At 69.7% G+C, this 22,673-nt stretch carries 16 protein-coding genes; 7 read left to right on the plus strand and 9 right to left on the minus strand.

The window, feature by feature from the left end:
• Positions 1 to 49: 49 nt before the first annotated feature.
• Positions 50 to 985: a LysR family transcriptional regulator gene (locus BJ960_RS05785; RefSeq protein WP_220663871.1), complete on the minus strand. Its 936-nt coding sequence runs from the start codon at positions 983 to 985 to the stop codon at positions 50 to 52.
• Positions 986 to 1,108: 123 nt separating this feature from the next.
• On the opposite strand from BJ960_RS05785, the gene BJ960_RS05790 reads away from it, so the two are divergent.
• Positions 1,109 to 2,629, plus strand: a complete 1,521-nt coding sequence (locus BJ960_RS05790; RefSeq protein ID WP_220663869.1) for an aminotransferase class I/II-fold pyridoxal phosphate-dependent enzyme — start codon at positions 1,109 to 1,111, stop codon at positions 2,627 to 2,629.
• 374 nt (positions 2,630 to 3,003) lie between these two features.
• Here BJ960_RS05790 and BJ960_RS05795 read toward each other — a convergent pair whose 3' ends face one another.
• On the minus strand, positions 3,004 to 3,246 hold the full coding sequence (locus BJ960_RS05795) for a hypothetical protein (protein ID WP_121077272.1): 243 nt from the start codon (positions 3,244 to 3,246) through the stop codon (positions 3,004 to 3,006).
• 94 nt (positions 3,247 to 3,340) lie between these two features.
• Here BJ960_RS05795 and BJ960_RS05800 point away from each other — a divergent pair, with 94 nt between their 5' ends.
• Complete coding sequence (locus BJ960_RS05800; RefSeq protein ID WP_185986593.1) at positions 3,341 to 5,095, plus strand: DUF885 domain-containing protein; 1,755 nt, start codon at positions 3,341 to 3,343, stop codon at positions 5,093 to 5,095.
• A 155-nt stretch (positions 5,096 to 5,250) separates the two neighbouring features.
• Positions 5,251 to 6,702, plus strand: coding sequence for a purine-cytosine permease family protein (locus BJ960_RS05805; RefSeq protein ID WP_307814680.1), 1,452 nt, complete (start codon positions 5,251 to 5,253; stop codon positions 6,700 to 6,702).
• A gap of 217 nt (positions 6,703 to 6,919) precedes the next feature.
• Here BJ960_RS05805 and BJ960_RS05810 read toward each other — a convergent pair whose 3' ends face one another.
• Positions 6,920 to 8,488: a DEAD/DEAH box helicase gene (locus BJ960_RS05810; RefSeq protein ID WP_185986594.1), complete on the minus strand. Its 1,569-nt coding sequence runs from the start codon at positions 8,486 to 8,488 to the stop codon at positions 6,920 to 6,922.
• Between the two features lie 149 nt (positions 8,489 to 8,637).
• Between BJ960_RS05810 and BJ960_RS05815 the strand changes: the two genes are divergently transcribed.
• Positions 8,638 to 12,318 carry a TM0106 family RecB-like putative nuclease gene (locus tag BJ960_RS05815; RefSeq protein WP_185986595.1) on the plus strand — a complete coding sequence of 1,227 codons (3,681 nt, stop codon included), beginning with the start codon at positions 8,638 to 8,640 and terminating at the stop codon, positions 12,316 to 12,318.
• Positions 12,319 to 12,327: 9 nt separating this feature from the next.
• Positions 12,328 to 13,599 (plus strand): pyridoxal phosphate-dependent aminotransferase, encoded by a 1,272-nt coding sequence (locus BJ960_RS05820; protein ID WP_185986596.1) that lies wholly within the window; start codon positions 12,328 to 12,330, stop codon positions 13,597 to 13,599.
• Between the two features lie 161 nt (positions 13,600 to 13,760).
• On the opposite strand, the gene BJ960_RS05825 is transcribed toward BJ960_RS05820, so the two are convergent.
• Together BJ960_RS05825 and ald are read right to left on the minus strand one after the other, a co-directional pair.
• Positions 13,761 to 14,294: a hypothetical protein gene (locus BJ960_RS05825; RefSeq protein ID WP_185986597.1), complete on the minus strand. Its 534-nt coding sequence runs from the start codon at positions 14,292 to 14,294 to the stop codon at positions 13,761 to 13,763.
• A gap of 24 nt (positions 14,295 to 14,318) precedes the next feature.
• The gene (gene ald / locus BJ960_RS05830; RefSeq protein ID WP_121077250.1) at positions 14,319 to 15,446 is read right to left on the minus strand and encodes an alanine dehydrogenase; all 1,128 of its coding nucleotides are present in this window, start codon (positions 15,444 to 15,446) and stop codon (positions 14,319 to 14,321) included.
• 198 nt (positions 15,447 to 15,644) lie between these two features.
• Here ald and BJ960_RS05835 point away from each other — a divergent pair, with 198 nt between their 5' ends.
• Together BJ960_RS05835 and BJ960_RS05840 are read left to right on the plus strand one after the other, a co-directional pair.
• On the plus strand, positions 15,645 to 16,127 hold the full coding sequence (locus BJ960_RS05835; RefSeq protein ID WP_121077248.1) for an Lrp/AsnC family transcriptional regulator: 483 nt from the start codon (positions 15,645 to 15,647) through the stop codon (positions 16,125 to 16,127).
• Positions 16,128 to 16,236: 109 nt separating this feature from the next.
• On the plus strand, positions 16,237 to 16,818 hold the full coding sequence (locus BJ960_RS05840; RefSeq protein WP_121077246.1) for an isochorismatase family protein: 582 nt from the start codon (positions 16,237 to 16,239) through the stop codon (positions 16,816 to 16,818).
• A gap of 102 nt (positions 16,819 to 16,920) precedes the next feature.
• On the opposite strand, the gene BJ960_RS05845 is transcribed toward BJ960_RS05840, so the two are convergent.
• The 4 genes from BJ960_RS05845 to BJ960_RS05860 all read right to left on the minus strand — a co-directional run bounded on the left by BJ960_RS05845 (position 16,921) and on the right by BJ960_RS05860 (position 22,626).
• Positions 16,921 to 18,357 carry an amino acid permease gene (locus BJ960_RS05845; protein WP_202229191.1) on the minus strand — a complete coding sequence of 479 codons (1,437 nt, stop codon included), beginning with the start codon at positions 18,355 to 18,357 and terminating at the stop codon, positions 16,921 to 16,923.
• Positions 18,358 to 18,596: 239 nt separating this feature from the next.
• Positions 18,597 to 20,333 (minus strand): cation:proton antiporter, encoded by a 1,737-nt coding sequence (locus BJ960_RS05850; RefSeq protein ID WP_185986599.1) that lies wholly within the window; start codon positions 20,331 to 20,333, stop codon positions 18,597 to 18,599.
• 22 nt (positions 20,334 to 20,355) lie between these two features.
• A complete protein-coding gene (locus BJ960_RS05855; RefSeq protein WP_185986600.1) occupies positions 20,356 to 21,537 on the minus strand; it encodes a winged helix DNA-binding domain-containing protein in 1,182 nt (393 codons plus the stop codon).
• 3 nt (positions 21,538 to 21,540) lie between these two features.
• Positions 21,541 to 22,626 carry an NADH:flavin oxidoreductase/NADH oxidase gene (locus tag BJ960_RS05860; protein ID WP_185986601.1) on the minus strand — a complete coding sequence of 362 codons (1,086 nt, stop codon included), beginning with the start codon at positions 22,624 to 22,626 and terminating at the stop codon, positions 21,541 to 21,543.
• Between the last annotated feature and the right edge of the window lie 47 nt (positions 22,627 to 22,673).

Raw genomic sequence — 22,673 nt, forward strand, 5'->3', positions numbered from 1 at the left:
GGTCTCGGGCGCCCGCCTCTGCGGTGGCGGGCGCCTCTGCGTGCCGGCCCTATCCCTGGCCGACGTGGCGGGAGTCGAGCGCGCTGATCGAGCGCCGTACCGCCTCCGCGAGCTGCCGCACCGCGGCGCTCGGTCCCGCAGGGCCTGCCGGCGCGGCGAGCAGCAGCTCTCGTGTGAACCTGTCGTCCGCGATCGGCCGCAGCACGACGCCCTCCGGCACGCTGGAACGCATGAGCGACGGCACCAGGGCAACGCCCATGTGCGCCGCGATGAGACCGAGTACCACCGCATAGTCGTCGGTGCGCACGGGCACCGTCAGCTTCACGCGAGTCTCCTCGAAGAGCTCGCGAACGAGATCGTCGAGGGTGTCGCCCGGCGTTGACCCCATGACCCAGTTCTCGCCGCCGAGTTGCAGCAGTGCCTGCGTATCGAACTCCTCGATGTGCGCGAGTTCGTGATTCGCCGGGAGCGCGAGCAGCATCGGGTCGGTGAACACGTGCGTCGTGTGCACCTCTGAGCGCAGCGGGAGCGCGTAGCTGCCCGCCGCATAGACGAGGGCGGCGTCAAGGGTGTGCTGGTTGACGCCGCCGACGAGCGGCATGACCTCGGCGAGGGTGGCATCGAGCTCGATGCCGAGCTCCGAGAGTCGCGTGGCGATGCCGGGCAGGATTCGCGCCGCGGCTGTCGGAAAGATGCCGAACCGCAGCCTGACGTGCCCGAGCTGGGCGAGGTCGCGGACGTCGGTGAGGGTGCGGTCGGCGAGCCCGAGGATCTCCTCGCCGCGCTCGAGCATGAGCAACCCGGCGTTGGTGAGGCGCGATCCTCTGCTGCTTCGCGACGTGAGCTCCGTGCCAACGAGCCTGTCGAGATTCTTCAGGTGGTAGTCGACGGTGGGCTGGCTCCACCCGAGCCTGGACGCGGCGCGGGCCACCGAGCCCTCTGCGGCGACGGCGCTGAGCGCCTGGAGTTGGCGAAGATCGATCACGTGCGCTCCCGGAATAGCTGAGGTTACGGCGAAGAATTCAGCGCCCTGATACATACAGTATATGTCTCTAGGGAGCTGAATCAGGGGTTCTCCTGGGAACCGGGCGAGGCCACTATGAAAGGTATGCCTATTGAGACCCATGTGACCCAGCAGGACGCCCCCTACGCGTCCGCCCTCGAGCGCTTCGCCGATGCGGGGCCGCAGAGTTTGATGGTGCCCGGGCACGGCTGCGCACCCGAGGCCGGCGGGGAACACCTCGCGCGACTGTTCGGCGAGCGCGCAGTGCAGCTCGACGTGCCGCTCATGCTCGACGGCATCGACCTCGGGCCCGGCTCGCCGCTCGCGCAGGCGCTCGAACTCGCTGCGGACGCGTGGGGCGCTCGCCGCACCTGGTTCCTTACGAACGGCGCCTCGCAGGGCAACCGCACCGCGGCCTTCGCTGTGCGCGGGCTCGGCGAGCGCGTGCTCATGCAGCGCAGCTCGCACTCAAGCTTCACCGACGGCGTGCTGCTCGCGGGCCTTATCCCGGCCTTCGTCGCGCCGAACGTCGACCACGACCACGGCATCGCTCACGGACTCACCCCTGAGGTGCTCGAGGACGCGCTCGCGACCGAGGCCGAGGCCGGCCGCGCGGTGCAGAGCGTCTACGTGGTCTCGCCGAGCTACTTCGGTTCGACCGCAGACGTCGCGGGCCTCGCACGCGTCGCCCACGCGCACGGCGCGGCACTCATCGTCGACGGCGCCTGGGGGGCGCACTTCGGCTTCCATGAGGATCTCCCGGACTCGCCCGTCCGTCTCGGCGCCGACCTCGTGATCTCGAGCACGCACAAGCTTGCGGGTTCGTTCACGCAGTCCGCGATGCTGCACATGGGCGACACCGAGTTCGCCGACAGGCTCGAGCCGCTCGTGAACCGCTCGTACACGATGACCGCGTCGACCTCCGCGAGCGCGCTGCTCATGGGGTCGCTCGACTCGGCCAGGCACGCGCTCATGAACGGCACGGAGCAGATCGGTCGCTCGATCGAGCTGTCCGAGGAGTTCCGTGACCGCCTGCGAGCCAGCGAGCACTTCACGGTCATCAGCGATGACTTCGGGGACTTCCCCGACATCGTGAGCGTGGACCCGCTGCGGATCCCGATCGACGTATCGCGCCTCGGCCGCAGCGGCCACTGGGTGCGCGACCGCATGATCTCGGAGTACGGCGTGTACTTCGAGATGTCGACGGCCACGACGATCGTCGCGGTCATCGGCGCGCTCGCCACCCCGGACATCGACCGTGTCATGGCGGGACTCGAAGCGGTGGCCGAGGAAGCCCTCGCGAGCAACGGCGGCCCGAGCGAGCTCGGCGCGTTCCCCGAGCTGCCCGAGGCAGGCACGCTGCGCATGCTGCCCCGCGCGGCGTTTTTTGCGGAGAGCATCGTCGTCACCGCCCACCAGGCGATCGGCCAGATCTCGGCGGACACCCTGGCGGCATACCCTCCCGGGATCCCGAACCTGGTGCCCGGCGAGGAGATCACCGAGGAGACCGTGACGTTCCTGCAGGCCGTTGCCGCCTCACCGACGGGCTACGTGCGCGGTGCCGCCGACCCGCTGGTTGCGACGTTCCGCGTGGTCCGCGACCCGCTGACTGCGAGCGCCAACTAGCCACCCGACCTGGCCAGGCCGGCTTGCGCGCTGGGAAGCCTCGCAAGCCGGCGGGCCTGTACTTCGCCTGCCCGGCGCCGACCGGGCGCCTCCGCCCGGGCGCCACTTGCTGTGTGCCACCCGCCGAAGAGCCCCTTCCCCGCAACAGAGGTACTTCCCAACCGTTGGATTGGGGTCGTTCAGCGAGGTAGGGGCTCTCCCTCGCGCGCGGCGCGTGGTGCCATGACTCGGGCTCGGCGCGTGGTGCCATCAGCCAGGCCCGGCCAGGCCTGGCCAGGCTCGGGCGCGGCCCGCGCGGCGGCGCCCGCACCGCATCCGGGCACAACAAAGGGCGGGTCCGGCAACTGCCAGCACCCGCCCTGTGCGTGAAGGCGTTAGGCCTTCTTCTTGCTCTTCTCGAAGAGGTTGCCGACGAGCGTCGAGGTCAGCAGCACGACGCCGAGCAGTACGATGCCGACGATCGAGATCGCGACGACGTCTACGGGCTGGCCGGCAGCCGAGAACGGTGCGTGCGTGTCGACCTTCTCGACGCCTTCCGACGCGAACGCGGGCGCGCTGACCAGAACGGTAGCGAGCGCGACAGAAGCGGCGGTTGCAATGCGTGTGCGGATCTTCACTGTGTCTCCTCAGAAATCTGTGAGCGCGCGGCATCCTGCAGCGCACCCTCCTATTCTGCCCTATTTTTTGGCGGCGCGTGGATAAGCTCTCATCATGAGTCTCGAACGCGAAACTACCGCCATTGACCAGATCGCTGAGGATTGGGTCGACGCGCTCACAGAGCACGACCCCATCACCGGCAGCTACATCGGGCGTGAGAGTGCCCACGCCCGCCTGAACGACTTCTCGCCCGCCGGCAGCGACGCCGTGGCGTCCGTGATGCGCGACACCCTCGCGAAGCTGCGCGAGGCGACACCCGCCGACGACGTCGACCGCGTGACGAAGATCGATCTCACGGCCGAACTGGAGCTCTCGCTCGCGCGCCACGACGCTGGCGAGGAACTGCGCAATCTCAACGTCATCGAGTCGCCGAGCCAGCAGGTTCGCGACATCTTCGACATCATGCCGAGCGACACCGAGGCCGACTGGGCAAACATTGCGGCACGCATGGCCGCGGTGCCCGAGGCGATGCGGTCCTACCGCGAGTCGCTCGATGCCGGCGTCGCGCGCGGGCTGGTGCCTGCGCTGCGCCAGGTGCGTGAGGTCGCGGCCCAGCTGCGCCGCACCGCGGGGATGTCGCCGCTCATCCAGCCGCGCGGCGGGGTGCCCGGCGATGCAGGCCCCGGCGGTAAGCCCAAGGGGTTCTTTGCCGAGCTCGCCGAACGCGCGGGGGAGTCGGTCCCCGAATCGCTCCGTCAGGATCTCGCGACGGCTGCAGACGCCGCCTCTGAGGCGTACGGGGGCCTCGCGAACTTCCTGGACACGCACCTCTCCGCGCACGCGCCTGAGACCGACGCGTTTGGGCGTGAGCGGTACGAGCTCGCGTCGGAGGTCTTCCTCGGGGCCAAGGTTGATCTCGACGAGACCTACGAGTGGGGCGTCGAGGAGCTGCGCCGCATGACGGAGGAGCAGGAGCGCATCGCCGGGGAGATCCTTGGCGAGCGGCCGCGCCCCGGAATCGTCGCCGACGCGATCACGCACCTTGACGGCGACGCCTCGCGCAAGCTGCACGGCACCGAAGCGTTGCAGCAGTGGATGCAGGAGACGAGCGATCGCGCCGTCGCCGAGCTCGGCGCGACCCAGTTCGACATTCCCGAGGAGATCCGCACGCTCGAGTGCATGATTGCGCCGACGCAGGAAGGCGGGATCTACTACACCGGCCCGTCGAGCGACTTCTCGCGGCCCGGCCGCATGTGGTGGTCGGTGCCCGAGGGCGTCACCGAGTTCGACACGTGGCGCGAGCTCACGACGGTCTACCACGAGGGCGTGCCCGGGCATCACCTCCAGATCGGCCAGGCCGTCGTGAACAGCGGCACGCTCAATGAGTGGCGCCGTCAGCTCGCGGGCAGCTCCGGGAACGCCGAGGGCTGGGCGCTCTACGCGGAACGCCTCATGGAACAGCTCGGCTACCTCGACGATCCCGCTGACCGCCTCGGGATGCTCGACGGCCAGCGCATGCGCGCCGCCCGCGTCGTGCTCGACATCGGCGTCCACCTCGGCAAGCAGCGCCCGGACGGCGGCGGGGTCTGGGACGGCGACTACGCGTTCGAGTTCCTCGCCGAGAACGTCAACATGAACGACGGCTTCGTGCGCTTCGAGGTGCTCCGCTACCTCGGGTGGGCGGGCCAGGCGCCGTCATACAAGATCGGGCAGCGGATCTGGGAGGAGCTGCGCGACGAGGCTCAGGGCCGCGCCGAAGCCGGCGGCGGAACGTTCGACATCCGCGACTTCCACCGCGAGGCGCTGCAGCTCGGCGTCACCAGGCTCGACACGCTCCAGGCCGCGATGCGCGGCCAGCTCGCCGGCTAACGGCGGAACCACTCACGATCTGGCCCGGCGGCCGCGCCTGACGAGGTGCGGGCGGCGGGCCAGATCGTTTTCGTCTGCCCGGAGCGGCCCCGTTCTGGGATGATTGTCGCAGGGGAGCTCCACGGGGGAGCGCCTACCGCGTCACGGAGGCAATCGTGTCCAACGAAGAACTATCGCCCTCACTCGTCGAGCGCACCGGGATCGAGATCGTGCCGGAGGGCGCCCGCACCGCGCGGCCACGCGACCTGTTCTGGCCGTGGTTCGCGGCGAACGTCTCGGTCTTCGGGATGTCGTACGGCTCGTTCGTCCTGGGCTTCGGCATCTCGTTCTGGCAGGCCACCGCCGTCTCCGTGATCGGCATCGTCGTGTCGTTCTTCCTGTGCGGCGTCATCGCGATCGCAGGCAAGCGCGGGTCCGCGCCGACGATGGTGCTGTCGCGCGCGGCCTTCGGCGTCCACGGCCAGAAGGTGCCCGGCATCATCTCCTGGCTGACCTCGATCGGTTGGGAGACCTTCCTCGCGATCATGGCGGTGCTCGCCACCGCGACGGTCATCACGCAGCTCGGCGGCGACGGCGGCGTCGCGGTGAAGCTCGTCGCGACGATCGTCGTCGCCGCGCTCATCGTCGTGGCGTCCGTGCTCGGCTACCACACGATCATGAAGATGCAGTCGATCCTGACCTGGATCACGGGCGCCGTGACGGTCCTCTACATCGTCCTCGCGGCGCCGCACATCGACCTCGCCGCGGTCATGGCGATCCCCGCCGGGAGCACCGGGAACGTCATCGGCGCGCTCGTCATGGTGATGACCGGGTTCGGCCTCGGCTGGATCAACATCGCCGCCGACTGGTCGCGGTACCAGCGCCGCGACGCCTCTGACGGGTCGATCATCCTCTGGAACACGATCGGTGGCGCGCTCGCACCCGCGATCCTCGTCGTCTTCGGCCTGCTGCTCGCCGGTTCCGACCCGGCGCTCATGGACGCCGTCGGGAACGACCCGATCGGCGCCCTCGCGACGCTGCTGCCGGTGTGGGTACTCATCCCGTTCCTGCTCACCGCCGTGCTCGCGCTCGTGTCGGGCGCCGTGCTCGGGATCTACTCGTCGGGGCTGACGCTCCTGAGCCTCGGGATCCGGATCCCGCGCCCAGCCGCCGCGGGCATCGACGGGCTGATCCTCACCGCCGGAACGATCTGGGTCGTGTTCTTCGCGGAGGGCTTCCTTGGGCCGTTCCAGAGCTTCCTCATCACGCTCGGAGTGCCGCTCGCTGCATGGGCGGGGATCCTGATCGCCGACATCCTCCGCCGCAAGCGCGACTACGACGAGGTCGCCCTGTTCGACGCCCGCGGCCGCTACGGTGCGTGGGACTGGACCTCGGTCGCGATCTTCGTCGTCGCCTCGGCGATCGGCTGGGGGCTCGTGACGAACGGCTTCGCCGCCGACGCCCCGTGGAACAACTGGCAGGGGTACCTGCTCGGGTTCATCGGCGGCAAGGACGGCGACTGGGCGTACGCGAATCTCGGCGTGTTCTTCGCGCTCGTGTTCTCGTTCGTCGTCGCCTGGTTCGCGCGAGCTGGCAGGATCCACAAGCAGGAGATGATCGGCCGCTAGCCCGCGGGGTAGGGCCTGGGCCTGCCGGCCCGGTCCTGCCGTGCCTGGTCCTGCATTCCCTCTGGCCGCGCCTCCTCCGGCCGTGCCCCCTCCGGCCGTGCCCCCCTCCGGCGGTTGGCAGTTGTTGTCGCTACGGCGACGCCATAACGGCAACAACTGCCAACTCAGCAGTGGCGGCCGGCCCCCGGATGCCGCGGGCCGGCTCAATCAAATGCAGTTAGGCGCTGCGCTGACCGCCCTGGCGACGCTGGCCGCCGCCCTGGCCGCCGGAGCGCCCGCCGGGACGTCCGCCCTGGCCACCCTGGCCGCCCTGGCCGCCCTGGCCGCGCTGGCCACCCGAGCGCTGACCGCCCTGACCGCCGCGCTGGCCACCCGAGGCTGCGCCCTGTCCGCCCTGGCCTCCGCCACCACGGCGCGAGCGCTTACGCTTGGCGTTGGCACCCGTGGACGATCCCGACCCGGCGGGGTTGTGACCGGCGGCGCGCTGCTGCGCGGCCTGCGCCTCCGCGCGGCGCTGCTCGATAGCCTTCGGATCCTGGCGGGGAGCGACCTCGCCGATGAGGTCGAGGACCTCACGGTTGACGCTCTTCGCCATCGGATCGACCTGCAGCGGCGTGACGTTGATCTTCGCCGCGCGCATGAGCTGGCGCATCTCGCCGCGCTGCTCGGGGAGCACGATCGTGACGACGTCGCCCTCGTTACCGGCGCGCGCGGTGCGGCCCGACCGGTGCAAGTACGCCTTGTGCTCGACCGGGGGATCGATGTGGACGACGAGGTCGACACCGTCGACGTGCACGCCGCGGGCGGCGACGTCGGTCGCGACGAGCACCTTCGCCTCGCCCGAGACAAACTCAGCGAGGTTCCGGTCGCGGGCGTTCTGTGACAGGTTGCCCTGGAGCTCGACGGCGGGGATACCGGCCGCGGTGAGCTGCTTTGCGAGCTTCTTCGCCTGGTGCTTCATGCGGGTGAACATGATCCTGCGGGCGGTACCGCTCGCGAGCGCCTCGATGAGGGCGTCCTTCTGGCCCTTGCCTGACACCTCGAAGATGTGGTGCGTGAGCTGCGGCACGGGGGACTCAGCGGAGTCGACCGAGTGCATCACCGGATTGTGCAGGTACTTCTTCACGATGTTGTCGACGCCGTTATCGAGCGTCGCGCTGAAGAGGAGGCGCTGGCCCTGCTTCGGGGTCTTGTTCATGATGCGCGTGACCACGGGGAGGAAGCCCATGTCGGCCATGTGGTCGGCCTCGTCGAGCACGGTGATCTCGACGCCGTCGAGCGTCAGCACCCCCTGCTTGAGGAGGTCGTCGAGGCGGCCCGGGGCTGCGACGACGATGTCGACGCCGGCTTCGAGCGCGACCTCCTGGCGGCGTTGCGGCACGCCACCGAAGATCGTCGTGACCTTCAGCCCGACGGGGTCGGCGAGCATCTTCAGCGTCTCCGCGATCTGCGTGACGAGCTCGCGGGTCGGGGCGAGGACGATGGCGCGCGGTCGCGACGGGCGACGCTTCTTCGCGGCCTCGCCCGCAGCGATTCCTGCCTCGCCGCCGGCGAGGTTCGCGGCGATCGGAATGCCGAACGCGATGGTCTTGCCCGAGCCGGTGCGGCCGCGGCCGAGCACGTCGCGCCCCTTCAGTGTGTCGGGGAGGGTGTCGCGCTGGATCGGGAACGGGGCAGTCTTGCCGTTCTTATCGAGTGCATGGGCGATGGGAGCGGGCACGCCGAGATCGGCGAAAGTCTGAGTGGTCACGCGGTGTCTAGTACTTCCTGCGTTGGTGTGAGTCATGGGGGATTTTCCCCCGGTACTGTCAGTCTACTTGGCTCCCCTGTGGAGCGGCGGATGTCAGCGATCTCTGGACCGGAAGATGCCGACTGTCGGTGGTGCGCGGTAGCGTCGACTGTGCGCGGCGAGAGCCAGAACAGGAATGAGGCGCAATGTTCGTTCGCGAGACCGAGACCGGGCCGCTGCTGGTCACGAGCGCCAGCGACCTCACGGCCGCGAGCGTGTGCGAGTTCGCGTTCCTGCGACGGGTCGACCTCAAGTTTGGCAGGGCCGTGGAGGTGCCTCCGGACGACGACGTGATGCTGGCGAGGGCTGGTGCGCTCGGCGATGAGCATGAGGAGCGGGTGCTCGCCGAACTACGTGAGACCTACGGGCGTGGTGAAGCCGGGGAGCCGGGAGGCGTCGTCGAGATTCCGCGACCCACCGCAATGACGCCCGACGTGCTCGCCGCCGTTGCCGCTGAGACGGAGGTGGTCCTGGCGGGGAAAGCGAAGGTGGTGTTTCAGGCGACGTTCTTCGACCCGGCGCAGCGGCCCGCGCGGCCCGAATCGGGCGAGCCCGCGATCGCGTTCCTCGGGTTCGCCGACTTCCTGGAGCTCCGCGACGACGGGACGTACGAGGTCCAGGACACGAAGCTTGCGCGCCGCGCGAAGGTCACCGCGCTGATGCAGCTCGCCGCCTACGCTGAGCAGCTCGACCGGCTCAGCGTGCCTGTCGCGGGCGAGGCGACGCTGATCCTGGGGTCGGGGGAGCGCACCTCACACAGGATCGCGGACATCGCACCCGTGTTTCGCCGCCGCCGAGCGCGGTTGCACCGGCTGCTGCTCGCAAGCTTCGCCGCGGTCGGAGCGGACGGGCTGCGGGCGAGCGCGCCTCCGGTCGCCTGGGGTGCCGACGGGGTCACTGCGTGCGGCCGCTGTGAGGTGTGCGAACCGGAGATTCGCCGGTCCCGAGATCCGCTCCTCATCGCCGGACTGTACCCGCGGCAGCGCGACGCCCTCGTCGCCGCTGGCCTGGCGACGATTGACGCCGTCGCCGAGGCAGTTCCGGGCGTTGCGGACGGTTCGCTCGCGGTCCCCGGGCTCACCGGCGCGGCCCTCGAACGCATTGCGCTGCAGGCCGCCGTGCAGGTCGAGACGGAACAGGCCGCATCCGGAAGTACGGCGGCCACACCGCCCAGCGTGAGGGTCGTCGCCCCGGCGGCGCTCGCTGCGCTGCCCGCGCCGAACCCGGGTGACCTGTTCTTCGACTTCGAAGGCGACCCGTTCTACCGGGAGACCAGGGACGGCACCGCACACTGGAACCTCGATTATCTCTTCGGCATGGTCGACGAGCGCGAGGAATTCACGGCGCTCTGGGCGCACTCGCTGCGCGACGAGCGCGCCGCACTCGAACGCTTCATCGCGCTTGTGCGCGACCGGCGCGCGCAGTACCCGGGCATGCGGATCTATCACTACGCGAGCTACGAGCGCACGCACCTCCTGTCGATCGCGGCGCGCCACGGGGTGTGCGAGGCGGAGGTGGATCAGCTGCTGCGGGAGCACGTGCTCGTCGACCTGTATCCGGTCGTGCGGCAGGCGCTCCGTGTGGGATCGCGCTCGTACTCGATCAAGAAGCTCGAGCCGCTCTACATGGGCGCCGAGGTGCGCGCGGAAGACGGGGTGGTGAACGGTGCGCAGTCAGTCGTCGAGTACGCCGAGGCCGCCGCGCAGCTCGCATCCGCCGACGCCGCCGAACGCGCAGCGGGGCAGCGCAGGCTCGACGACATCGCCGACTACAACAGGTACGACTGCGTCTCCACGCTCAGGCTGCGGGACTGGCTACTCGACATCGCCCGCGAGCACGGCGTTTCCCCGGCCTCGCCAGACGAGCTAGCGGGCAGCGGCGAGCCGCCCGTCGAACTCAGCAGGGTGGGAGAGCAGCTGCTTGAGCTCGCCGATACCGAGACCGACGCCGCCGCGCGGACGGCGCTGAAGCTCGCCGCGAGCGCCATCGACTATCACCAGCGCGAACAGAAATCGTTTTGGTGGGCCCACTTCGCGAGGCTTGTCGATCCGGTCGAGGACTGGGCCGACACTCGCGATGTCGTCGTCGCAGACGCGGCGCTCAGCGAGGTCGTGGAGGACTGGCACCGGCCGCCACGCGCGCGCGTCGAACGGCGGCGCGTGCGGTTGCGCGGCGAGGTCGCCCCGGGCAGCACGCTGAAGCCCGGAACGCAGATGTTCGCCCTGTACGAGCATCCGGCGCCGTTCCCGCAGTGGGGTGGGGCTCCCGGAGCGCGCGCCGCGCGTCAGATCGAGGTCATTGAACGCCACGAGGACGGCGTGACGATCGAGGAGAAATTGCCGAATGATGCGATCCCGTTCGAGACGCTCCCGGTCGCGGTGACGCCGGGGTCGCCACCGCCCGCCGGGCGGCAGAAGGGCGCGATCGAGGAATGGGGGAGTTCGCTCGTCACGTCGAAACAGCTCGGCGTTGCTCCGCAGGACGCGGTCTATGCGCTGTTGACTCGCGCGCGGCCAACGCTGGTGAACGGGGCGGGGCTCGTCCCGCCGAGCGCTGACGAGGCGCTCGCCGCGGGCGGCAGCGAGGACGCGCGGACGATCGGGGCGGTGCTTGCGAGCCTGCGCGGCCTCGACCATGCCGCTCTCGCAGTTCAGGGCCCGCCCGGCACCGGGAAGACGTACCTCGCCGCTCGGGTGATCCGGCAGCTCGTCGAGCGCGACGGCTGGCGGATCGGGGTTGTCGCGCAGTCGCACAAGGTCGTCGAGAACGTGCTTGAGGGTGTCGTTGCGGCGGGGCTCGACGCCCGGCTTGTCGCCAAGGTGCCGCAGGGCGGCAAGCTCGCTCCCGGCGCTGAGCAGCCCGGGTATACCGTACTGGGACGCGACGGGTACGCCGCGTTCTTCGACGGCCTCGCCGGTCGCGGTGCCGTCATTGGCGGCACCGCGTGGGACTTCTCGAATGAGGATCGCTTCCCGCGCCGCAGCCTCGACCTGCTCGTCATCGACGAGGCAGGGCAGTTCTCACTTGCGCCGACGATCGCCGCGTCGGTCGCGGCCCGGCGCCTCCTGCTTCTCGGCGACCAGCAGCAGCTGCCGCAGGTGTCGCAGGGGTCGCACCCAGAACCCGTCGACCAGGCGGCGCTGTCGTGGCTGCTCGACGGCGGCGAGACGATGCCGGAGTCGCTCGGGTATTTCCTCGCCGAGACCCGGAGGATGCACCCGGCGCTCACCGAGGTGGTCTCCGAACTTTCGTACGCCGGGCGGCTCCACGCCCACCCGACCACGCTGGACCGCTCGGTGGTTGGCGCCGACGGGCCCGGCCTGCACTGGCGTCCCGTCGAGCACCGCGGGAATTCGACGAGCTCCATCGAGGAGGCGGCGGCCGTGGTCGCGACGATCGAGCGGCTCCTTGGCGCGGGGGATCGGCCCGCGGCAGAACTGCACGAGGCAGGGGGCAGGCCGGCCGGCCGGGGCCGCCCGTTGACGGAATCCGACGTCATCGTCGTCGCGGCCTACAACGCCCAAGTGGAGTGCGTGTCCGAGGCCCTCGCTGCGACCGGTCTCGAGCGCGTCAGGGTCGGCACTGTCGACCGCTTCCAGGGCCAGGAGGCCGCAATCTCGCTCGTGACCCTCGCTGCGTCGAGCCCCGAGGATGTGCCGCGCGGGCTCGAGTTTCTGCTCATGCGCAACCGTTTGAACGTCGCGATCAGTCGCGCCCAGTGGGCGAGCTACCTTTTCTCCGCCCCGAGCCTCGGCGACGGGCTTCCGGCATCGGCCGAGGGAGTTGCGGCGCTTTCGGGCTACCTTCGGCTCACCGAGCGCGGGTAACGTGGAGTCATGGTAAAGGTTCCTGGCCCCTTCAAGACGCCGCCGTCGATCACGCTCGACCCCAAGCCGCTCGCAGACGTACCTGACACGCCACTCACGCCCGAGTCTGGCGATGCTCGGGCGCCGCGGAGCGCGTCGCGCCGCTCTGAAATCCCGGTGTTCGAGGTGATGCAGATCACCGACGAGGTCGCGCGCCGACGGCACGCCGGCCACGATGTCGTCTCACTTTGCGCCGGAGAACCGAGCGCCCGCCCGGCTCCGGGGACGCTCCAGCCCGCCGGCTACACCGGGCCGCTCGGTACGACGCCGCTGCGGGAAGCCATTGCCGGACACTACCGCGACTGGTACGGCGTCGAGGTCGACCCGGGGCGCGTGGCGGTGACGACCGGGTCATCTGGCGCGTTCCAGCTCGTGTTCCTCACCGCGTTCGACCCGGGAGACAGGGTCGCGCTCGTGAGCCCCGGGTATCCCGCCTACCGGAACATCCTCACGGCCCTCGGCGTGCACGTAGTCGAGATCGCCACCGGGCCGGAGACGCGGTATCAGCCGACGCCGCAGCTCCTCGACGAGGCCGTTCGCGAGCACGGCGACCTTGCCGGGCTCATCGTCGCGTCACCGGCGAATCCGACAGGCACGATGCTGGCGCGGTCCGAGCTCCAGTCGCTCGTCGAGTGGTGCTCCGCGAAGGGCGCACGCTTCATCAGCGACGAGATCTACCACGGCATCACCTTCATCGACGCCGGCCCCGACAGCCGCGGCGTGAGCGCTGTTGAGCTCGACAGCGACGCGATCGTCATCAACTCGTTCTCGAAGTACTGGGGCATGACCGGCTGGCGACTCGGGTGGGCGCTGCTGCCCGAAGACATGGTCGCCCCCTTCGAGGCGCTCGCGTCGAACTTCGCGCTGTCGCCCCCGGCTCCCGCCCAGGAACTCGCGATGCGGGCGTTCGCGCCTGAGACCTATGCGGAGCGCGACAGCGTCGTCCAGGGATTCGCGAAGGCCAGGGCGCTGATCCTCGACGCCGAACAGTCACTGAACTGGGGCGCGGCGGCGCCGTCCGACGGTGCGTTTTACTACTACTCGGAGCTGGGTCCGCAGCTCGAGCGGTTCGGCGACTCATCCTCGTACGCCCGAGCCCTGCTCGAGGGCGCCGACGTCGCGGTCGTGCCTGGCGGCGACTTCGACCCCGTCGCCGGGCATCGGGCCGTGCGGCTCTCCTACGCTGCGGGCGAGGCGGCGGTCGCGGAGGCGCTCGACCGCATTATCCGCTTCCAGGGATAGGCCAGACCCGGGCCCGGCCCGGACCCCGCCCACTAGATCTGAATAAGACGCAGGGTATGCCCGAACTCGAGAAGTTGGGCATACCCTGCGTCGATTGCATAGATACGGGGTGGAGAGGCGCGGCCGAGACGTCCCGACGCCGCTGGCCCGGCAGCCGCCAGCTACTTGAGGCGGATGGGCGTGCCGGCCGTGATTCCGAAGCGTGCCTGGAGGGCGTCGGTGACGGTACCGGCGGTCTTCGGGTCATTCATCGGGGCTGGGGCCGCGCCGAGCGCAGCGACAACCGCCGCCCCGCCGGGCACGTCGAGCTCAATCGAGGTGATCGCCGAGGCGAGCGGCCCCTCGAGCCCGGCGACGGCGCGCGAGACCGCAGAGCGCACGGCCCGCGTGAGTGCTTCGATGTCGGCGGGGTCGATCAGCTCGCCGGAGTCGACGGGAAGCGGCCCGCCGACGGTGCGCGCCCGGCCGAGCTCGACCTCGCTCCGGGTGTAGGTGACGCCATCGCCGGTGACGACCTCGGCGATCGCCGTGGACCCCTCCGGCGAGGTCACGAGTCGCACGAGGACGTCGAGCTCGTTTGAGGTTGAGACGGGGGTCGATGCCGCGCCGGCAAAGGGGAGCGGAATGCCCGAAGGGGCGCCACCGTGATCGTGCTGATCAGGTGACGCCCCTCCGAAGGTGAACTTAAGATCCATAGGATCCAGAGTACTCCTGCGCGATTACGCGTTTGCTGCGAGAACCTCGTCGACTGCCTTGAAGGGCAGCTCGGGGAACGCGTCTACGACACCCTTGAAGGTGATGACGCCGTCGTGGGCGTTGAGGCCCTTCGCGAGTGCCTCGTCAGCCTGGAGCGCCTTGACCCAGCCCTTGTCGGCGAGTGCGACGACGTAGGGGAGCGTTGCGTTGGTGAGCGCAGCGGTCGAGGTCTCGGGGACCGCGCCCGGCATGTTCGCCACGCAGTAGTAGATCGAGTTGTGCACCGGGAAGGTGGGGTCGTCGTGCGTGGTGGGGCGCGAGTTCTCGAAGCAGCCGCCCTGGTCGATCGCGATGTCGACGAGGACCGAGCCGGCCTTCATCTGAGCGACCATCTCGTCGGTGACGAGCTTCGGAGCCTTCTCGCCCGGGATCAGCACGGAGCCGATCACGAGGTCGGCGTCCTTGAGCGCCTCGGTGATGTTGTGCGCGTTCGAGGTGCGGGTCTGGATGCGACCGCTGAACTCGTCCTCGAGCTGCTTGAGGCGGGGGATCGCGATATCGATCACGGTGACCTCAGCGCCCATGCCGTACGCGATGCGTGCTGCCTGCTCGCCGGCTGCGCCGCCGCCGATGACGACAACCTTGCCGCGACGGGTCGCGGTGACGCCACCGAGGAGGATGCCGCGGCCACCGTTCGCCTTCATGAGCGAGTACGCGCCGACCTGAACCGAGAGACGGCCAGCGACCTCGGACATCGGTGCGAGGAGCGGGAGGCCGCGGTTCGCGAGCTGCACGGTCTCGTACGCGATTGCGGTGGTGCCCGACTTGACGACAGCCTCGCTGAGAGTCTTGTCTGCGGCGAGGTGCAGGTAGGTGAAGAGCACCTGGTCCTTGCGCATCTTGTCATACTCGGACGCGATGGGCTCCTTGACCTTGAGGATCATGTCGCTCTCGGCCCACACCTGGTCTGCCGAGGGGACGATGGTCGCGCCTGCGGCTACGTACTCATCATCGGTGATGGCCGAGCCGAGGCCGGCGCCTGCCTGCACGAGTACCTCGTGGCCGCGGCGCTTGAGTTCGAACACGCCCGCCTGCGTGATGGCGACGCGGTTCTCGTTGTTCTTGATTTCGGTGGGAATACCGACGCGCATGATCTTCTCCAAATAAATGCGTAACGGGTGTGTAGTTTGCATCGCGGTATCCGTTGAAGTTCGTCTACAAAAGGGTCGAAACAGCGGATGTGACGCGATAGACTTGAAGTATATTCGATATCCGCAGAGATTTGGTGAATTCTCTTCGGAATCAGTTGTTGAGCCTGCCGCATATGAAGTGGAAGAGGAAATTCACGCATGGAATCGAAGAATCTTCGCCTCGAGAACGATCTAGACGCGGTTGACCGTAAGATCATGGAGGAACTGCAGGCGAACGGCCGCATGACCAACGCGGAGCTCGCGGAGCGCGTCGGCGTGGCGGCGTCCACCTGCATCGCCCGCGTGCGCAGCCTCGTTTCCCGCCGTGTCATTACCGGATTCACCGCCGCCGTCGACCCGCGTGCGATGGGGCTCGACCTGCAGGTGCTCGTCAGCGTGACCGTCCGCTCGGGCGCCCGCCAGCGTATCGCCGAGATGAGCGAGGAACTGCGGGCGCTGCCCGAGGTGATGCAGCTCTTCTTCCTCGGTGGCGTCGAAGACTTCATCATTCACCTCGCCGCGCGCGACTCCGATCACGTGCGCGACTTCGTCATGGAAAACCTGTCGGCCCATCCGGCGGTCTCCTCCACGCGCACGAGCATCGTCTTTAGCCACCACCAGAACCCCGTCCGCCAGCCGTAGCGCGCCCGCCCGCACTCGGCGTAGGGTGGGGAACGGTCGCTGCAGGTCCGCGGCCGACCGCAGAAGCACCAGCCGCCGGCGATTCGGCGGAGAGAAGGGGTGGAACGCCGTGTCCCGTGCGCTACTCATCGTTGACGTGCAGAATGACTTCACGGAGGGCGGGGCCCTCGGAGTTGATGGCGGCGCGGCCGTCGCGAAGGGCGTCACCGAACTCCTCAGGAACGAGCGGGAGGCCGAGCAGTACGCCCTCGTCGTTGCCTCCCGCGATTGGCACGACGCCGACAACGACAACGGCGGGCACTTTGCGGCGCCGGGAACCGATCCTGATTTCGCGGGCACCTGGCCCGCCCACTGCGTCGGCGGCACGCCGGGCGCCCAGTACCACCCTGCGCTCGACATCGACCGCATCGATGTGCACGTGCGCAAGGGCATGGGCGAGCCCGCCTACTCCGCGTTCGAAGGCGTGGCAGGCGACGGCCGGACGCTCGCGGCGACGCTGCACGAGGCCGGCGTTGACGAACTCGACGTCGTCGGCATCGCGACCGACTACTGCGTCCGCGCCTCGGCCCTCGATGCACAGGAGCTCGGCATGCGCGTGCGCGTGCGCGGCGACCTCATCGCCGGCGTCGCGCCGGAGACCTCGGTCGCCGCGATCCGCGAGCTCGCGTCCGCGGGCATCGAGATCCTGTAGGGCCCGCGGGCAGGGCTCCCGCGGGCTCGGGGAGCAGCTCAGGATCTCACCGGTCAGGATCGCCGCCCGCGCCCGCAGAGCGCCCGCCGATCAGGATCGCCGTTAGTCGGTGACGCGCTCGGGGATGTCGATCGTCGCCGTGAGCGGCTGCCCGTTGCGGACGAGACGACGCTTGGTGACCTGCCAGGCGATCGCGATCGCGACGAACCAGATCGGCGTGAACATGAGCGGCAGCCGGGTGTCGTCGGCGAGGGCGAGCGTCACGAGGATGAACGCGAAGAACGCGAGCACGAGCCACGGGGTCACGCGCGTGAGCGGCGTGCGGAACTTCGAGCTGGCGTGCCGGTCCGGGTGCTTGCGCAGGTAGCAAATGAAGCTGATCGCGATCATGCTCCAGACGAAGATGATGAACGTCGACGCGACCGAGGTCACGAACGTGAACGCCTCGATCACGCTGTCACCGAGCAGCAGGATCGGCACGACGGACAGCACGAACACTGTCGAGAAGAACACCGCACGACGGGGAACGCCGCGGGCATCGGTGAGGGCGAAGCCGCGCGGCGCGTGGCCGTCGCGCGCTAGCGAGTGCATCATGCGGGTGCCCGAGTAGAACCCCGAGTTCGCGCTTGACGCCGCCGAGGTGAGCACGACGAGGTTGATCGCGAACGCCGCTGCGGCGAACCCCGCGTAGGCGAACGTCGTCACGAACGGGCTCTGGTCGGGGTCGAGCTTGTTCCACGGGGTGATCGCCATGATGACGGTGAGCGCGCCGATGTAGAAGATGAGCACGCGAACCACGATCGAGTTGATCGCCCGGGGAAGGTTGTGCGCTGGGTCCTTGGTCTCGGCGGCGGCAGTGCCGACGAGCTCGACGCCGATGAACGAGAAGATGCCGAGCTGGAAGCCGAGGAGGAAGCCGCTCGCGCCGAAGGGGAACAGGCCGCCGTGCTCCCAGAGGTGGGTGAGCGACGCGGTCGTCCCGGTGTCGGGGTTGGTGAAGCCGCTCACGAGCAGGAAGACACCGGTCCCGATGAGCGCGAGGATCGCGACGATCTTGATGAGCGAGAACCAGAACTCGAACTCGCCGAAGAACTTCACAGGCTGCAGGTTCAGGATGACGAGCACGGCCGCGGTGATGAGCGCCGGAACCCAGTTCGGGATGTCGGCGTTAATGTACGCGACATAGCTGGTGATCGCGATGATGTCGGCGATGCAGATGACGATCCACGTCACCCAGTACGTCCACGAGACGAAGAACCCGGCCCACGGGCCGATGAGATCCTTCGCGATGTCGCCGAACGTCTTGTAGTTCAGGTTCGACAGCAGCAGCTCGCCGAGCGCCCGCATGAGCAGGAACATCATGCAGCCGATGCCGGCGTAGATGAAGAGGACCGAGGGTCCCGTCAGGCTGATGACCTTGCCCGACCCGAGGAAGAGGCCGGTGCCGATCGCGCCGCCGATGGCGATGAGCTGCAGGTGCCGGTTCGAGAGTCCGCGTTCGAGTCCGTCGTGGGCGTCTGCGGGGGCCTGTCGGGCCATGGGGATGTTCCGTTTCTCTGAGAGGCGTCGGGTTCGCCGGGCGCTCTTCGAATCGTCACACGGCCACACCGACATATCACTGCTACGGGCGCTGGCGTCGGCGGGTGGGGCCGGTCGCGCAGGCACGCGCGTGTCACACGCTAGCAACCCGCGCGCCCACGGCGCTCGCGGCTTGAGCAAACCTTGAGATTGGGATCGCGTAACCCGCCGGATCAGCCCGCCGGATGGGCCCGGCAGCCCTACTCTTCGACGAACGGCGAGAGCCGAGCCTCCTGCGCGTCGAGCGCCAGCCCGGCCGCGCGGAGCGCCTGCGAGCTGTAGCGGCCGATCGCGCGCTCCTCGATGAGGGTCGCGCGTTGGGCCTCGAGCGCGATGCGCGTGAGCCGAAGGTACGCCTCGGCGGGCGTCTCGGTGGCCGGGAGCGGGATCGCGCCGGTCTCGTGGAACCGCAGGGCGAGCGGCCCGAGCGCGGCCTTCGTCGAGATCTTTGCCCGCTGCACGACGGTGTCGGACGTGAGCTGGCGATTCGGGTCCTCGCTCTCGACGGTGAGCTCGTCGTCGATCGCGCCGATGCCCGCGTCGACGAGGTCGTGGCTCAGCGCCAGGATCTCGGTCTCGTCCGCGCCGGACTTCACGCCGCGCGGCCACAGCCACCGGATCACCGCGGGCAGCGTGAGCCCGTGCAGCAGGAGCGTCACAACGGCGACGAGGAACGCGATGAGGATGATCTGGGGGCGGTACGGCACGTCGGTCGAGATCGACTGCGCCGCCGCGAGCGTGACCACCCCGCGCATCGCGCTCCAGGTGAGCACGACGCCGTCGCGCCAGCCGAGCTGTTGCTCGAGCTCGTGGTCAAGGTCGGCTTTCGCGCGATCCTGCATGAGCTTCATGCGGCGCTTGGCCCGCTCGTCGTTGCCGCGGCCGTTCTTCGCGAGGCGCGCCTCCATCCGCGCGAGCTCGTCGCCCCTGGCCTGCCTGCGCCGCGGCTCGCCGCGCATAAGGAAGACGAGCGGCACGACGAACAGTGCACGGGTGACGATGAGCAGCAGCACGAGCGCGCCGGCGATCAGCGCGACGTGCCCGAGGTGGAAGGTCGAATCGGTGACCTCGTTCACGAGCACGTGCAGTTGCAGGCCCATGATGAGGAAGACGCCGTTCTCCAGGATGAACTGCACGGTCCGCCAGTTGTGCCGCTCGTTCGTGCGGGCGATCGCGCTGAACCGGCGCACCGAGTGGTACCCCGTGTACAGGCCGGTGACAACGACGGAGAGCACGCCAGACGCGCCGATGACCTCGGCGGGGATGAACGCGACGAACGGCACGACGAACGAGACGAGCGTGTCGTGCACTGGGTTGTTGAGCCGGGCGCGGATCCACACGGTGAGGAAGCCCATCACCAGGCCGACCGCGATCGCCGCGACGACCGAGAACACGAACGCGCCGGCGGCCTCCCAGAACACGAAGCTGCCAGAGACCGCCGCGAGCGCGGTGCGGAGCAGCACGAGCGAGGTCGCGTCGTTCACGAGGCTCTCGCCCTCGAGGATCGAGACGATGCGGTCGGGGAGCCCCAGCCGCTTGCCGATCGACGTCGCCGCGACCGCGTCCGGCGGGCTGATCACGGCGCCGAGGGCGACCGCGGCCGGGAACGGGAGCACGGGCACCGCGAGGTGCAGCAGCCATCCGACGAGCAGCGCCGAAATGATCACGAGCAGCACTGAGAGCCCCGCGACGGGGCGGAGGTTTCGGCGGAAGTCAACGAAGGGAACGTTCATCGCGGCCGAGTACAGGAGCGGCGGCAGCACTCCGAGCAGGATGATCTCGGGGTTGATCTCGATGAGGGGAACCCCCGGCAGATACCCGATCCCGATGCCAACGACGACGAGGACGAGTGGCGCCGCGATCCCGATGCGGCCGCTCACGAGCGACACCCCCACGAGCACGACGACGGCTGCTACTGCGACAAGTGCAAGCTCCATCGCCCTAGTTTCTCACGCGCGGCTATGGGGTCGCGAGCGCGAGTTCCGGTTCGGGGTCGCCATAGAACGCGGCCAGCGGCGGGACGGCGCCAGCCAGCGCGTTGAGGTCGAGCTGCTCGCCGGCGAACGGGGAACAGACGATGGCGCGCGTCTTCGGGTCGCGCCGCCACGTCCCGACCGCGCGACCGCCGCGCACGACCGTCGCGAGGAACATGCCGTTCTTGCCCGGAATGAGCTGCCCAAGGTGCGCCGCGTCGAACTGCGGGGACCGGTCCGAGAAACCGAGGAGGTGTTCGTCGAAGGCCGGGAGGAGCTGCCAGCGATCCTGATCGACGCCCGACGCCGCGCTCTCGGCGGCCGCGAGCGCGTCGGGAGCGGCCCAGAGCGCGCCCGCGACGCCGGTCACGCCCTCGCGCCGCGCCTCAACGATCGCGCCCTGCTCGACCGCGAGCGCGAGACCGCGGGCAGCGCTCGCCGCCGGAAGCATCGCCCACGAGGCGAGGTCCTTGCGGCTCACAGCGCCCCGCCCGCGAACGTAGCGGGCCGCGAACTCCGCGAGCGCGTCGTCGCCCGCGAGGCTCCGTGGCCGCGGGATCCATTCCTCGGCGAGCACGAGCCGCGGTTCAGGATCGGCCTGCGCTGCCGCGCGCTCCGACACCGGCCCGAACGTGGTGAAGCCGTTCTGGCACAGCCACCAGATGAGGTGATACCGCCAGCTCGGCTGCCAGTCGATGCCCGCATCGGTCCACGCCTGGGAGAGCTCGGTGCGGGTGAGGCTCGTCCCAGCGAGCGCGGCGAGCGAGACCTCCGTCGCCCGCTCGAGGACGGCGTCGCTCATGCCGAGGAACGCGCGCCGCTTGGCCGCGCCAGCGACGACCCTCGGGTTCGTCAGCTGCTGCATCCAGCCGATGTCCTCGGCGGGCACGAGGTGGACGGTGCCGCGCATCGGCCACGACCGCACGACCGCGCCTACGTTCAGCGCGGCGACGACGTCAGCGGAGGTCGTGCCGGGGGCGCGGACGCCGACCGCCCAGCGCGACGAGCGCCAGTCCTGGCCCTGCAGCGCGAACAGGTGGGCCACCACGCCGCGCACGCGCTCGGGGCCCGTGCTGCGCGCCTCCGTGTCCGCCGCGCCCGCGCCGTCGAGGCCGAGCGCGTGGAGCCGCGCCCTGAGCAGGGCCTCGTCGGTGAGCGTGAGCGCCACGAGCTAGAACCTGGCCCGGTGATACTGCGGCGGCACGAGGCTCGCCGCCGACGGCGCGCGCAGCTCCGCCGCCCACTGGAGCGGCAGGTGCGGATTGGTGAGGAGCGGGCGGCCGAGGAACACGACGTCGGCCTGGCCGGTGACGAGAATGCTCTCGGCCTGCTGCGCTGACGTGATGAGCCCGACCGCGCCGACGGGGAGCGGCCCGCGGCCGACGCGCTCCGCGAGCGCGACCTGGTACGAGGGGCCGATCGCGGGCGGCGCGACAGGGAGATTCCCGGCGGAGGAGACGTCGACGAGGTCCGCGCCGTCCTCGGCGAGCCACTCGGCGACAGTCGCCGCCTCCTCGACCTCGAAACCGCCGTCCGTCCATTCGCTCGCCGACATGCGCACGAGCACCGGAAGCTCCGGGTGCGCCGCGCGAATCGCGCGCACCACCTCACGGAGCAGGCGGGCGCGATGCTCGAGCGGGCCGCCGTACTCGTCGGTGCGCTCGTTCGACAGCGGCGAGAGGAACTCGTGCAGCAGGTAGCCGTGGGCCGCGTGCACCTCGACCGCGTCGAACCCCGCGCGGACCGCCCGCCCCGCGGCGGCCGTGAACGCTTCGACGAGGGCGGGAAGCTCTGCAGCATCGAGCGCGCGCGGCACCGCGTAGCCCTCCCCGAACGGGATCGCTGACGGGGCGACAGGCTCCCAGCCGCCGGACTCCGCCGGCTCCGTGCCGGACGGGAGGCCGGGCCACGCGCGGTAGGTGGAGGCCTTGCGTCCGGCGTGGGCGAGCTGCACAGCGATCCGGGCGCCGTGCGCGTGCGCGATGTCGACGATGCGGCGGAACGCCCGCTCATGCTCGTCGCCCCAGATGCCGAGATCCTCCGGCGAGATGCGGCCCTCTGGGACCACGGCGGTCGCCTCGACGACGACGAGCCCGGCGCCGCCGCGGGCCAGGCCGCCGATGTGCTGCAGGTGCCAGTCGCGCGGCACCCCGTCGCGCTCCTCAACCGAGTATTGGCACATCGGCGCCACCCAGAGTCGGTTTCGGACCTGAAGCCCGCGGAGTGTGAACGGCTGGAAGAGGAGCGGATTCGCCATGCCTTCAGCGTACCGCCGCGCCGCGCACCCGAGTGTCGGCCGTGCGT

It is taken from the genome of Leucobacter aridicollis (assembly GCF_013409595.1).
Classification (GTDB): domain Bacteria; phylum Actinomycetota; class Actinomycetes; order Actinomycetales; family Microbacteriaceae; genus Leucobacter; species Leucobacter aridicollis.

Bases quoted from the DNA above. Each gene is read 5' to 3' on its own strand.
- BJ960_RS05860 (WP_185986601.1), bottom strand. From the start codon at position 22,626: ATGGCGAATCCGCTCCTCTTCCAGCCGTTCACACTCCGCGGGCTTCAG.
- BJ960_RS05825 (WP_185986597.1), bottom strand. From the start codon at position 14,294: ATGGATCTTAAGTTCACCTTCGGAGGGGCGTCACCTGATCAGCACGAT.
- BJ960_RS05790 (WP_220663869.1), top strand. From the start codon at position 1,109: ATGCCTATTGAGACCCATGTGACCCAGCAGGACGCCCCCTACGCGTCC.
- BJ960_RS05835 (WP_121077248.1), top strand. From the start codon at position 15,645: ATGGAATCGAAGAATCTTCGCCTCGAGAACGATCTAGACGCGGTTGAC.
- BJ960_RS05815 (WP_185986595.1), top strand. From the start codon at position 8,638: ATGTTCGTTCGCGAGACCGAGACCGGGCCGCTGCTGGTCACGAGCGCC.
- BJ960_RS05820 (WP_185986596.1), top strand. From the start codon at position 12,328: ATGGTAAAGGTTCCTGGCCCCTTCAAGACGCCGCCGTCGATCACGCTC.
- BJ960_RS05810 (WP_185986594.1), bottom strand. From the start codon at position 8,488: ATGACTCACACCAACGCAGGAAGTACTAGACACCGCGTGACCACTCAG.
- ald (WP_121077250.1), bottom strand. From the start codon at position 15,446: ATGCGCGTCGGTATTCCCACCGAAATCAAGAACAACGAGAACCGCGTC.
- BJ960_RS05850 (WP_185986599.1), bottom strand. From the start codon at position 20,333: ATGGAGCTTGCACTTGTCGCAGTAGCAGCCGTCGTCGTGCTCGTGGGG.
- BJ960_RS05845 (WP_202229191.1), bottom strand. From the start codon at position 18,357: ATGGCCCGACAGGCCCCCGCAGACGCCCACGACGGACTCGAACGCGGA.
- BJ960_RS05800 (WP_185986593.1), top strand. From the start codon at position 3,341: ATGAGTCTCGAACGCGAAACTACCGCCATTGACCAGATCGCTGAGGAT.